This window comes from Pseudoalteromonas sp. 2CM36K (assembly GCF_023161865.1).
Classification (GTDB): Bacteria; Pseudomonadota; Gammaproteobacteria; order Enterobacterales; family Alteromonadaceae; genus Pseudoalteromonas; species Pseudoalteromonas tetraodonis.
Genome location: NZ_JALNTK010000012.1, coordinates 22,251 through 34,297, shown reverse-complemented (window position 1 = coordinate 34,297; position 12,047 = coordinate 22,251). Strand labels below are relative to the sequence as shown.

General features: G+C 40.1%; 11 protein-coding genes and 1 tRNA gene. 3 read left to right on the top strand and 9 right to left on the bottom strand.

All coding sequences use genetic code 11. The annotated features are described in order from the left end of the window. Nucleotides 1–23: 23 nt before the first annotated feature. The 3 genes from MTN97_RS08940 to MTN97_RS08930 all read right to left on the bottom strand — a co-directional run bounded on the left by MTN97_RS08940 (nt 24) and on the right by MTN97_RS08930 (nt 1,960). Nucleotides 24–791, bottom strand: coding sequence for a class II aldolase/adducin family protein (locus MTN97_RS08940; RefSeq protein ID WP_033103740.1), 768 nt, complete (start codon nt 789–791; stop codon nt 24–26). 134 nt (nt 792–925) lie between these two features. After that, the gene (locus MTN97_RS08935) at nt 926–1,249 is read right to left on the bottom strand and encodes a c-type cytochrome (RefSeq protein WP_010391700.1); all 324 of its coding nucleotides are present in this window, start codon (nt 1,247–1,249) and stop codon (nt 926–928) included. Between the two features lie 171 nt (nt 1,250–1,420). Continuing rightward, on the bottom strand, nt 1,421–1,960 hold the full coding sequence (locus tag MTN97_RS08930; RefSeq protein WP_010391699.1) for a DUF2058 domain-containing protein: 540 nt from the start codon (nt 1,958–1,960) through the stop codon (nt 1,421–1,423). A gap of 194 nt (nt 1,961–2,154) precedes the next feature. Here MTN97_RS08930 and MTN97_RS08925 point away from each other — a divergent pair, with 194 nt between their 5' ends. Next, nucleotides 2,155–3,303, top strand: coding sequence for an MFS transporter (locus tag MTN97_RS08925; protein WP_138626685.1), 1,149 nt, complete (start codon nt 2,155–2,157; stop codon nt 3,301–3,303). Here MTN97_RS08925 and MTN97_RS08920 read toward each other — a convergent pair. Both MTN97_RS08920 and MTN97_RS08915 read right to left on the bottom strand, forming a co-directional pair. Further along, nucleotides 3,270–3,770, bottom strand: a complete 501-nt coding sequence (locus MTN97_RS08920) for a prolyl-tRNA synthetase associated domain-containing protein (RefSeq protein WP_138626684.1) — start codon at nt 3,768–3,770, stop codon at nt 3,270–3,272. The genes MTN97_RS08925 and MTN97_RS08920 overlap by 34 nt on opposite strands. A gap of 1 nt (nt 3,771) precedes the next feature. Further along, nucleotides 3,772–4,158, bottom strand: coding sequence for a hypothetical protein (locus MTN97_RS08915; RefSeq protein ID WP_193049333.1), 387 nt, complete (start codon nt 4,156–4,158; stop codon nt 3,772–3,774). Nucleotides 4,159–4,323: 165 nt separating this feature from the next. Here MTN97_RS08915 and MTN97_RS08910 point away from each other — a divergent pair. Then, nucleotides 4,324–4,399: transfer RNA gene (locus MTN97_RS08910), tRNA-Ala, on the top strand. 179 nt (nt 4,400–4,578) lie between these two features. On the opposite strand, the gene MTN97_RS08905 is transcribed toward MTN97_RS08910, so the two are convergent. Continuing rightward, the gene (locus MTN97_RS08905; protein ID WP_248474204.1) at nt 4,579–5,826 is read right to left on the bottom strand and encodes a glutamate-5-semialdehyde dehydrogenase; all 1,248 of its coding nucleotides are present in this window, start codon (nt 5,824–5,826) and stop codon (nt 4,579–4,581) included. Then, nucleotides 5,823–6,929, bottom strand: a complete 1,107-nt coding sequence (gene proB / locus MTN97_RS08900; RefSeq protein WP_036980350.1) for a glutamate 5-kinase — start codon at nt 6,927–6,929, stop codon at nt 5,823–5,825. Before proB ends, MTN97_RS08905 begins: the two co-directional genes overlap by 4 nt. A gap of 862 nt (nt 6,930–7,791) precedes the next feature. Between proB and MTN97_RS08895 the strand changes: the two genes are divergently transcribed. Continuing rightward, nucleotides 7,792–9,651: a sodium:proton antiporter gene (locus tag MTN97_RS08895; protein ID WP_036980353.1), complete on the top strand. Its 1,860-nt coding sequence runs from the start codon at nt 7,792–7,794 to the stop codon at nt 9,649–9,651. A gap of 132 nt (nt 9,652–9,783) precedes the next feature. Here MTN97_RS08895 and MTN97_RS08890 read toward each other — a convergent pair whose 3' ends face one another. Both MTN97_RS08890 and MTN97_RS08885 read right to left on the bottom strand, forming a co-directional pair. Beyond that, on the bottom strand, nt 9,784–10,422 hold the full coding sequence (locus MTN97_RS08890) for a tetratricopeptide repeat protein (protein WP_013466021.1): 639 nt from the start codon (nt 10,420–10,422) through the stop codon (nt 9,784–9,786). A gap of 124 nt (nt 10,423–10,546) precedes the next feature. Further along, a complete protein-coding gene (locus MTN97_RS08885) occupies nt 10,547–11,860 on the bottom strand; it encodes an adenylosuccinate synthase (protein WP_024601937.1) in 1,314 nt (437 codons plus the stop codon). Between the last annotated feature and the right edge of the window lie 187 nt (nt 11,861–12,047).

Genomic DNA, 12,047 nt, shown 5'->3' with positions numbered 1-12,047 from the left:
ATTCCTTATTAACCTTCAGTGGGTTATTTTGCAAAACTAGGATCAAGACGATACGCTTTTCGTAACATGGCAGGCCATGCTAGCTGGCCCCCTGTACTGCCGCTGTGAACGACGTTCGCTTGGTTATAAATGTTATCAATAATAGCTTGAGGCACAGCAGTCGCTTCTTGCGCACTTGATTGAATGGCTAACTGTATTTCACAGGCACGCTGAAGGTCATAAAAGCGCATAAACGCATCGCCTACCGTCGGGCCTACTGTTAAACCGCCGTGGTTGACCAATAGCATATGATTGGTGGTGCCTAAATCTGTTTGCAGGCGTTTACGCTCATCGTCATTCACCGCTAAACCTTCATAGCCATGGTAAGACAGAGACGGCAATGAAAACATCGAATACTGACTTAGCGGTAACAGCCCTTCTTTTTGTGTTGCAACCGCAATCGTTTCTTTGGTGTGCAGGTGTATAACGCAATGTGCATCCTCACGTACTTCGTGAATGGCACTGTGAATAGTGAACCCTGCAGGATTAATATTAAAGGGTGTATCGTCAATAATGCGGCCATTTAAATCTACTTTGACTAAGTTAGATGCAGTGATCTCATCAAACGTTAAGCCAAAGGCATTCACTAAATAATGATCAGTGCCCGGTAGGCGAGCAGAAAGGTGCGTATAAATTAAATCCCCCCAACGAAAATGGTCAACTAATCGATAACATGCGGCTAAATCAACACGTAGTTGCCACTCTTGTTCTGATACTTTATTTTTTAAATTGAGCTGGGGTAAATCAAACATAACAAGCCTTTTAAAACACAGCATAGCGCTAGTGATTGTAGATGTTTAGAAGTCTAAATGAGTATTGACATGATGGCAATCACCAAATAAAAAAGCCACACATAGGTGTGGCTCTTTTTAATTAGCGTTAACGGTTATTGTACTTTTGATAGGTAATCGGCAATCGCTTCAAATTCTTCATCAGTCACAGTCGCAACCATCGCTTTCATCGCCATAGACATACCGTTGTTACGAGCGCCTGACTTGATGTCTTTCATTTGCGCTACTAAATATTCTTTGTTTTGACCATTTAGTTTAGGGTACATCGCCATAATAGGTGCTTTACCTTCTGCACCATGACATGTTTGACAATTTTTAGCTGTGTAAAGTGCAGCGCCATCTGCAGCGGCTGCTGAAAATGAAAAACTTGCGGCTAAACCAATACCCGCGCCTAATAAAAGTGTTTTTATCTTGCTCATTGTATTTACTCTTCTTTTTACGGTTAAAAAAAACGGTTGTGATTATTGTAGTCAATAAATCTTTAAAAAGCATACGTCCTTGGAAAGGTTTGACGATCAATCAGAACAAATACGTGTATCTCTCATAAAACATATACTAGCTTGCTTTAACTGAGCAGATACTTAATAGGCTTACCAAATAAGATCGTCTGGCACTTCAAAATCAGCATACGGATCGTCTTCATCTTTGGCTTTATTTTCAGGCTCAACATGAAACACAATATACTTTTCATCCACCTCAGCCACTTTACGCGCAGGCTCATCTTCTAATACGTAAAACTGACCTTCTAACACACAAATAGCTAAACGCCCGCCCGAGAGCGCCTTTTGCGTTTGCTCATTCACATCAAGCCCTTTCACTTTATTTTCATAAGTGAAGTTAAAGGTACGCTCACCGCGAATTGACTCTTGATTATGATGCTCTAAAATTTGCTTAACACGGGCGACTTGCTCGCGCTGCTTTAATTCTTCTTGGCGCGCTTTATTGAGCTCTTCAGCTTTTTGCTGCTGCTCCAACTTAGTTTGCTGAATATGCTTTTGTAAATCGTTCGGGTTGCTCGTCGCTCCCTTCTTTTGCTTTTTCTGTTGCTTGCGCTTTTCTGATTTAGCAACTTTAGCTTTATGTGATGTTGTTAAACCAGCTTGGAGCAATTGCTCTTGTAGTGACCCCATGGCGTGTTCCCACTAAAAACGAATATTAATGCTATTTTAATCACCAACGAGCGTAAATAACAGCGCTATTGGTATTAATCTAACAAACTACTGAAAACAAAGCATGATTTAGCGCAATAAAGGTTAATTTATGAAAACCCTAGCAGTTTTGTATATAATGCAGCTCAACTAATAAGCAATGTTAACGGCAGTCGATGCGCTTACCTCACTTACTCTTTTGTTCTGTTTTCATTTTTTTTGTTTTATACGCACCACAGCCATTATTAAGTTTATTTGCTACTGAATTTAATGTTGCTCCTGCTGTTGCGGGCAGCTTAATGACGGCAACTATGCTGCCTTTAGCCATAGCCCCTTTGGTGTATGGGTTGTTTTTAGCCAAGCGAAACCCATTATTAATTTTACGCACTGCAATGTTATTCCTCGGTGTCGGCTGCTTATTATTTATTTATGCCCCTAGTTTTGAGCTACTGTTACTTGTTCGGTTTTTACAAGGGCTAACTTTACCTGCCGCTTTAACCGCTATGACCAGTTATATTGGTATGAGCTATCAAGCCGATACATTACAAAAAAATATGACGCTATATATTGGTAGTACTATTGTCGGTGGTTATTTTGGCCGAGTATTGGCTGCGCTCTTTAGCGATGTTTGGTCGTGGCAGAGTTTTTATTACCTAATAGCAGCCATGCTGATTATTCTAGCGTTAAGTATTCCTCATAAACGTTTTAATCTCGTTAAATCAACCGAGGTTTTATCGCCATTAGATTATATAAAACAACTTAAAGAGGGCTCTGCACTTAAGCTCTATGGTGCCATTTTTTGTATGTTTTTTTGCTTTGCAGCATTATTAAACTACTTGCCTTTTATTTTAAAAAATACCTTTTTAATTAATAACACGCGCGACATTGGCTTTGTTTATAGTGGTTATTTGGTGGGTGCTTTGGCTTCTATTTTCACTCCTTGGCTATTAAAAAAAATGACTTCAGCCTGGCGATTGTTGGCCGCGGTATTCGTGTTTTATAACCTCAGTATTGTGTTATTAATGAGTCATTCACTGTTGTTGTTTTTAATTGCATTCACACTCTTTTGTGGCGCTATGTTTGTAATTCATTCCACAGCGGCACCACTGGTTAATAAAATCAGTCACGCACCGCCAAGCGTTACCAACGGATGCTATGTATCATTTTATTACAGCGGCGGCGCACTGGGCTCGTTATTACCTGGGGTGGTTTATCAAGCTCATGGACAAACGGCGTTTATGACAACATTACTCGCTGTGTGTTTGTGTGGACTGGGGCTTATTTTGTGGGCTCAGCGCGATGGCAAAAACATCACCCGCGGCTGATGCTCAGTAAAGTCAAAAAAACGCAGTAAATCAGGCTTAGTTAATAACCATGTTTGGGTATTTTCAAACGGGTGGCAATGAAATAAATCGCCAAACCAAATATCTTGGTCAAGCCAAAGCGTTACATCTCGTTGCTTATCGTTCATTAAGCTGAGCATTGACACACAACCAGGTGCAACCTTTAAGTACTTAGCCAAGCGCTCATTAGAGGCAAACCCTAAGCGCGATAGGCCTTGCTGTTTAGACAACGATTTTAAATCGAGTTGTTTATCATGCGCGGTGATCACTAAAAAATGGCGCTTACCTTCGTTATCTCGCAAAAATAGATTTTTTAAGCGTGTTCCAGGGCGATTCACCATCAGCTCGTCGGCATCTAAGCTGCCATATAGCGCTGGATGTTCTATTACGTCATATTCTATATTTAGTTGGGCTAACACCGCCGCTAATTTTTGTTTATCCGCTAACATACTACAAACAACGCCCTCTTAATTGCACACTTAAATCACGCCATAGTACTTCGTTTATTTCATGCTTACCTGCACAATAGTTACGCTGTGCTAGTTCTTTATTAAGAAACTCTACCGCTTGATCTTCTAATTGTAATTTTAAAACACTCGACTCTTCAAAATGCTCTTGCTCAGCAAAACGCTGAACATCACTACGGGTTAGTTTTTTATTGATATTAATTTGCTCACGACTTTTAGCCTTTACAGAAACCACATAAGCAAAAAGCTTGTTACCTTGCCCATCAAGGGTGTCATAAAATTGTTTATTATTAATTTCGTAGGGCGGTTCATCTACTGAACTGGCACAACCAAAAAGGAAAATCATGAAAACTAACGCGTATTTTTTCATTATGTATTGTCGTTTTAGTAAATATTGAGCTCGAGTTTAACAAAAATTAGTTAAAACGGAAAAATTTGTGAAAAAATACTTGACCAAAATCGTAAAAATATTTAAAGTTCACCCCGCTTGAGACTCAGCACTTAAGCATTTACATTATATGTAAATTAGGAATGTGGGGCTATAGCTCAGCTGGGAGAGCGCCTGCCTTGCACGCAGGAGGTCAGCAGTTCGATCCTGCTTAGCTCCACCACTTTCCTACTCTCTCCTTTAAGTAATTTCCTTGTTTTATATTCTAAATAAATTTCTCTGTTAATCATTTTTTGCCCTGTTTTAATCTTTATGTTTGCTTAGTTGTTTGATTTTGCTAAATCGAGATCAAAAATGCCGAGCAAAAGCTCGGCATTTATATCGTTTATAAGGTTGGGTAAGTTATTCGCGAACTTGACCAACACCATTAACTAAATATTTCTCAGTCGTTAGTGACTCAAGCCCCATTGGACCATAAGCATGCAGCTTAGTCGTTGCAATACCAATCTCGGCGCCTAAACCTAGTTGTGAGCCATCAGAGAAACGTGATGACGCATTAACCATAACAACCGATGCATCCACACTACGTTGGAATAACTCTGCCGCAGCATCGTTTTTAGTACAGATAACTTCGGTATGATTTGAGCCAAATTGAGCAATGTGCTCAACGGCTGCATCAAAGCTTGGCACTATACGAATAGCAATTTCTAAATCTAAATATTCTTCACCAAATTCGTTATCTGCAAGCACAGTGGCATTATCAAAATACTCTGCCGCTTTGGCATCAGCATTTATTTTTACGCCTTCTTGGCGAAGCACTACCGCGCACAGGTTTAAAAACTCATCAGCAACATCTTGGTGTACTATTAACCCTTCTAAGGCATTACATACGCCAGTACGTTGAGTTTTACCGTTAAGTAGTAGATTAAGTGCCACTTCTAAGTCTGCATCTTTATCTACGTATAAATGACACACGCCTTTAAAGTGCTGAATAACAGGAATTGTACTGTTTTCTGTTACATAGTTAATAAGCCCTTCACCGCCACGTGGAATAATTAAATCAATACTGTCGCGTTGCTGCATTAATTCCATTAGTAAAGCACGGTCAGGATCTGGAATAACTGAAACTAGCGCCGTTGGCAAACCATGTTTAGTAAGCACGCTGTGCATTACACTAGCAATGGCTTGTGAGCTTTTAAGCGCTTCTTTACCACCGCGCAAAATAACACCATTACCCGACTTAAAGCACAATGCGCCAGCATCAGCCGTTACATTAGGTCGTGCTTCGTAAATCATGCATACCACGCCCAGTGGTACACGCACTTTTCGGATTTTAATGCCATTTGGACGTTCAGTGATATCACGTAACTGGCCAACCGGATCATCAAGTGAAACAATCACTTCGATACCTTCAGCCATCGCTTCAATGCGCTCATCATTCAATGTTAAACGGTCTATCATTGACGCTGCTAAATTATTGTCACGCGCAGCGCTTAGGTCACTTTCGTTTTCTTTGATTATAAATTCTTTTTGATCTCTTAATGCCGCTGCCATATCGGTTAACACGTTGTTTTTAGTCTCGGTATCGAGTAAAGCAAGTGTATGTGCAGCTTTTGCTGCTTGGCGTGATATATCCGTAATTAAACTCATGAATTCTCCAATAATGCGATATCTTTTTCTGAAATAATTGGTCCAATTGAATCCTGCATTTTTTCGCTGAATTCACTCTGCTCGTTGTCTGCAATAAAGTTTAACAAGCAGCTACTGTAATTTGCTGTGGCTTTAGCTAAACGCGTACCATCTTCACTGCGAACTAAGATAGTATCGCCCACAGCAAACTCGCCATGTACTTCCTTGATCTCATCGCCTCGTAAACAGCCGTCTTCGCCTTCTAGCGAATCATCAAATGACCCATCGACAACCACTTCACCTTGTTCATTTGCGGTATGTGTCATCCAGTGAATAGAGTCTTGCATTGGTTTTTCATAAGGCAAGAACACACTACCTGGATTTTCGCCCGCTAATAAACGAGTAAAGGTTTCTTCTTTAAAGCCATTAATAATATACGTTGCAATACCATGTGATGTGGCTTTTTCTGCCGCTTCAATCTTGGTTTTCATACCACCGGTGCCTACTGCACTGGTAGCACATCCTGCCATAGCATAAATAGAATCATCAATTGATTTTATTTCAGGCAACAATACGGCATCGTCATGCAGATTTGGGTTTTTGTCATACAGCCCATCTACATCTGAAAAAATCATTAATGCGTCGGCATCAGCGGCTGCTGCCACCATCGCTGATAAGTTATCGTTATCACCCACTTTTAAATCATCTGTTGTCACCGCATCATTTTCATTAATGATAGGTAGCACGCCGTGTTCTAACAGGGTAAATACAGTTTCACGAATACTTTGATAGCGCTCACGGTCACGTAGGTCACCATGAGTTAATAGTAGCTGCGCCGAAGGAAAATCAAAGAAACGATCCCACATGGCCATCATTTCTGTTTGCCCTGCTGCTGCCATGGCTTTTTTCATAACAACTGAGCGCGGCTTCTCTGATGGAAATAAATGCGAGCCTGCCGCTACAGAGCCTGATGACACTAAAATAACCTCTATACCACGTGCGCGACAGTGAACGATAAACTGTGCGATGGTTAACAAGTAGCGTGAACGACAGCCATCTTGATCGGGTGCAATTAAGGCACTGCCCACTTTAAGTACGATACGTCGCCAATTTAACTTTTGCATAAATGCTCAACTTTCCATTTTATTTGTATTCATCACACTGATGAATGAAACCAGGTCGCTATGTTTAAAACATAACGTCGAATTTGTTTATCATTGCCCACACTTTTTTTACACACGCGTACACCGTCTCTAAAACCATTGTTTTAAATTGAGATGCAAAAAATAAATAGTATTAACCCAATAAAATTGGATTGTACTAACTAAAAAAATATAAAGTGTTGTTTATGTATCGCTGTAAAAAGCTGTGTGCGGCTTTTTTATTAACAACATACATAGAGCCTCTTAAGTCTGGTACACCAACAGATAGGGTGATGACTTAAGGACCGAGATTTAACCGCCACGATGGGGGTTAAATATTGAAAGGTAATAATTCAACTCAAACTTTAATTTATATGCGTTAAGCAAATAAACACCTTGAGCAAAACTATACCAAAGAGTTCGGTAAATGATATTTTATGTTCAAAAATTATAAAACATCGCTGAAACAATCACTAAGAGAGTTAAGATGTTTATATCTAATACGTTTACTTACTTAAATAACAAACTTTATTAGATAACTAATTATTCGAACACGAAGTATAATACGTTAAAATAGCCGCTTAGATCAAGGCTAAAATTAAAGCTAAATAGGTCATGACAGACAAGGCATGCGCATTTTTCAATAGATATCATAAAGTTAGACTACTATAAATAGTAATTATAGAGACTATAACTTTGATAACACTCTCAAAAAAGACGTTAACACTAAATGAATAAACATTATTTATTAGCTAAATTTAATTTACACGTGTATACCCACTGTATTACTGGTTGGTAACCGTTATACTTTTAAACATTATTAAAATTAAGGAATTTTTACTCTATGTCAGCAATTTATATAGCCGGTATTGCACTGTGTTCAGTGTTAGCCCAATGGGTCGCTTGGGCGTTTAGAGTACCCGCTATTCTGTTTTTATTGCTTACAGGGCTTTTATTAGGGCCATTTAGTGGCGTATTAGACCCTGATGCATTATTAGGTGATTTACTTTTTCCTGTGGTCTCTTTGAGTGTCGCTGTGATTTTATTTGAAGGGTCCTTAACCTTACATTTTCGAGAACTTAAAGGGATCAGTAAAGTCGTCAGAAACCTCTGCTCTATTGGTATGCTTACAACTTGTATTGTTATTAGTTTTAGCGCTTATTGGTTACTCGAGTTAAATTGGCGCGTTGCTGCAGTACTTGGCGCAGTGCTTGTTGTTACGGGGCCAACCGTTATTGCTCCATTACTTAACTCGATGCGACCTACCCAGGATATCGATCGTATTTTACGCTGGGAAGGCATAGTAATAGACCCCATTGGCGCTTTATTTGCAGTACTAGTGTTTGAAGCCGTAATGCTGGTTGGTCAGGGTGAAGTACTTAGCCACACTATCGTTGCACTGGTTAAAACCGTTGGCGTTGGTTTAAGCATTGGTGTGGTTTCGGGTTGGATCACGACGCAACTAATGCGCCGAGAATGGTTGCCATTTGAGCTACATAAGTTTGGTATTTTAGCGTTAGTGTTAATTAGCTTTTCTATTTCAAACCACATAAGCCATGAGTCAGGCTTACTGGCTGTGACGGTGTTTGGCATTTGGTTAGCTAATCAAGATGACTTGGAAATAGATTCGGTACTCGAGTTTAAAGAAGACTTGTCGATGATTTTAATCTCAACTTTATTTATTTTATTGGCTGCAAGACTACAACTCTCTGATTTAATGATGCTCGACAGCGACGTATTTATATTTTTAGCTATTGTGCTATTTATTGCGCGCCCATTGTGTATTGCTATTTCAACCTTTGGTACAGACTTACCGATGAAATCACGCCTAGTACTTGCTTGGATTGCACCTCGCGGTATTGTTGCAGCAGCCGTTGGTTCAGTATTTGCGCTGAGTATGATGGAAGCGGGAGTGGCCGATGCCGAAAAAATGGTGCCACTCATATTTACTGTTATTATTGTTACTGTGGTACTGCAAAGCTTAACGGCTATCCCTGTTGCGAAACTACTTGGAGTGCGTCAACCATCCCCTAATACTATTTTAATCATAGGTGCAAACCATGTATCGCGTGCAATTGCACGTGGCTTAAAAGAGCAAAATATTCCTGTTCATCTATCAGATCCTGCTTGGGAGAACTGTAGAATGGCGCGTATGGATGGCCTGCCTTGTTATTACGGTAACCCGCAATCGGAGCATGCTGAACGTTATTTACCTTTAACCACGATTCGCAGTGTTTTAGCGCTTTCACCTAATCGCCACCATAACGCATTAGGGGTGCAGTACTTCTCTCATTTATTAAATGAAAAAAATGTATTTTCACTACGTTCCTCTTCTTCGCACGCCAAAGCAAATAAAGACAGTGCGACGTTTTTATCACGACAAATTCTGTTTGGCGAGAACGGCGCATATGCTCGCTTAAGCAGTGTTATTGCCAAAGGCGGTAAAGTGAGTGCAACACGTATATCTGGAGAGTTTAGCTGGCAGCAGTATTTAGAAATGAACCCTGAAGCGATCCCACTGTTTATTCTCAAAGGGGATAAAGACAGTGATGAAGACGCACCAGTGAAAATGAGGCCTTTTACCAGTGATATGGAAAAGCCACCACAAGAGGGTGAACGAGTAGTTGCATTGCAACCGCCTAAAATATCGCTATTAAAAGATCCGGCCAATAACAAAGCCAAAGACAATAAAAAAGACGAGTAATAACTAAAAAGCGAGAGTGCTAAAAAAGCACTCTCGCTTTTTTATTTATAAACCTAAACTCTGATTAAGAGATTTACTAACATATTAAATCATAGCCATAATTAGGTTTATTTTCTCTAGCCAGAGTTTAGGTTACATAGGTAAGCGCGCGCGAGTAACGACACTAGCTGGCATTTTTTCAGCAAGTTTAGTTAATGCTCGCTCTATTTTTTTATGTGTCGCTTTGTCGGCTACCGTGGTGTTAAACAGCCAACGATAAGCATCTTCAAAGTCTCTTGGACTTCCATAGCCTTGATTAAACAAGCCCACTAATCGTAATTGCGCTTTTAAGTTACCTTGCGCTGAGGCCTCACGGAGGTAGGTTATTGCCATGGCTTTGTCTTTTTGGACTAACTGCCCAACATCGTAATAGCGACCTAACTGCTCTAATGCTGCCGCTAAGCCCTGCTCAGCCGCTTTTTTCATGTAATACACACCTAAAGCTACATCACGCTCAACACACACCTTGTAGGCGAGCATATCACCGTATAAAAATTGATACGACGGCAATGCCATTTTATTGGCTCGCGCTTCTATATCTTGCACTAACTGGCAATTATCTGCCTTCACGCGGGCTAGATGAGTGTTCTCATTAATTAAAGCTATTAACTCAGATTCAGTATACAGCGGCACAGCTGCAGGGCTTTCTTCAGCTAAGCTATTGCTTATATTAAATAAAGAAAGTGTAAGTAGTGATAATGACCACACTGAGCAACGAGAAGATAAACGCATATTAACCACTTTAAAAATAAACTTACTAAATAATATACAAAGATCGTTCCACTATTAATAGGTGTGCTTTTTTATAGGCATAAAAAAAGCTGCACATGGCAGCTTCTTTTCAACATAAACCCAATTATGCAAATGGGCTACGAAGTATCATGGTTTCAACACGATCTGGACCTGTAGAGATAATATCAACAGGGACGCCAGTGATTTCTTCAATACGTTTAATGTAATCAATTGCTGCTTTAGGTAAACCTTCAAGCGATGTTACACCCACGGTATTTTCAGACCAACCAGGCATTTCTTCGTATACTGGTGTTACTTTATCGTAACCTTCAGCCGCTAATGGCGTAACGTTAGTCACAGTACCATCTTCAAGCTTATAACCAGTACAGATTTTAAGTGTTTCTAAACCGTCTAAAACGTCAAGTTTAGTTAAACAAAATCCTGAAATGCTGTTAATTTGAACTGCACGGCGCATAGCCACTGCATCTAACCAGCCAGTACGACGTAAACGACCAGTAGTAGCACCAAACTCATGACCTTTGTCACCTAAATGCTTACCTACTGGGTCTTGTTTTTCAAGGCCATCGTAAAGCTCCGTAGGAAAAGGACCTGAACCTACACGTGTTGTGTACGCTTTAATGATACCTAGTACATAATCAAGGTGTAATGGGCCAAAACCCGCACCTGTAGCAACGCCACCAGCAGTCGTGTTTGAAGATGTAACATAAGGATAAGTACCGTGATCGATATCAAGTAATGTACCTTGTGCACCTTCAAATAAGATGTTGTCACCGGCTTTACGCGTTTGATCTAAAAGCTCAGTTACATCAACTACCATTGCTTTTAAGATGTCAGCAACAGCCATTGCGTCATCAAACGTTTTTTGAAAATCGACTGCATCTACTTTGTAGTAGTTCACTAATGTGAAGTTGTGGTATTCCAATACTTCTTTTAACTTAGTAGCAAATAATTCAGGATTGAATAAATCGCCAACACGTAAACCACGACGTGCTACTTTATCTTCATACGCCGGACCGATACCACGACCCGTTGTACCGATTGGTTTATCGCCACGCGCTGTTTCGCGAGCTACATCTAATGCAACATGGAAAGGCAATATTAGCGGACATGCTTCACTGATTAAAAGACGTTCGCGTACTGGTACGCCACGCTCTTCAAGCATGCCAATTTCTTTCATTAGCGCTTCTGGTGATAAAACAACACCATTACCAATCACACATTTAACATTGTCACGTAATACACCCGATGGAATAAGGTGTAGAACTGTCTTTTCACCGTCGATCACTAAGGTATGGCCAGCGTTATGACCACCTTGATAACGAACTACTAAAGATGCTTTATCTGTAAGGAGGTCAACTACCTTACCCTTACCTTCGTCACCCCATTGGGTGCCTAGTACAACAACGTTTTTACCCATTGCAAATTCACTTAGAGAAAATTAGGACGAGATTTTACCAGAAAACTAAAGCAAAGTTCACCCCGTTTAGCTTATTTTTTCCTCGAGCCCTTAGTAAACATCAGTGTTTAGCTAATAATCACATAAATAACAGTCATTTATAAACTTAAAATTCAGATAACAAAAAGCCCTGCAATTGCAGGGCTTT

What these genes read in the sequence shown, in the direction of transcription:
- MTN97_RS08940 (WP_033103740.1), bottom strand. Translation starts at nt 791, where the DNA reads ATGTTTGATTTACCCCAGCTCAATTTAAAAAATAAAGTATCAGAACAA.
- MTN97_RS08935 (WP_010391700.1), bottom strand. Translation starts at nt 1,249, where the DNA reads ATGAGCAAGATAAAAACACTTTTATTAGGCGCGGGTATTGGTTTAGCC.
- MTN97_RS08930 (WP_010391699.1), bottom strand. Translation starts at nt 1,960, where the DNA reads ATGGGGTCACTACAAGAGCAATTGCTCCAAGCTGGTTTAACAACATCA.
- MTN97_RS08925 (WP_138626685.1), top strand. Translation starts at nt 2,155, where the DNA reads ATGCGCTTACCTCACTTACTCTTTTGTTCTGTTTTCATTTTTTTTGTT.
- MTN97_RS08920 (WP_138626684.1), bottom strand. Translation starts at nt 3,770, where the DNA reads ATGTTAGCGGATAAACAAAAATTAGCGGCGGTGTTAGCCCAACTAAAT.
- MTN97_RS08915 (WP_193049333.1), bottom strand. Translation starts at nt 4,158, where the DNA reads ATGAAAAAATACGCGTTAGTTTTCATGATTTTCCTTTTTGGTTGTGCC.
- MTN97_RS08905 (WP_248474204.1), bottom strand. Translation starts at nt 5,826, where the DNA reads ATGAGTTTAATTACGGATATATCACGCCAAGCAGCAAAAGCTGCACAT.
- proB (WP_036980350.1), bottom strand. Translation starts at nt 6,929, where the DNA reads ATGCAAAAGTTAAATTGGCGACGTATCGTACTTAAAGTGGGCAGTGCC.
- MTN97_RS08895 (WP_036980353.1), top strand. Translation starts at nt 7,792, where the DNA reads ATGTCAGCAATTTATATAGCCGGTATTGCACTGTGTTCAGTGTTAGCC.
- MTN97_RS08890 (WP_013466021.1), bottom strand. Translation starts at nt 10,422, where the DNA reads ATGCGTTTATCTTCTCGTTGCTCAGTGTGGTCATTATCACTACTTACA.
- MTN97_RS08885 (WP_024601937.1), bottom strand. Translation starts at nt 11,860, where the DNA reads ATGGGTAAAAACGTTGTTGTACTAGGCACCCAATGGGGTGACGAAGGT.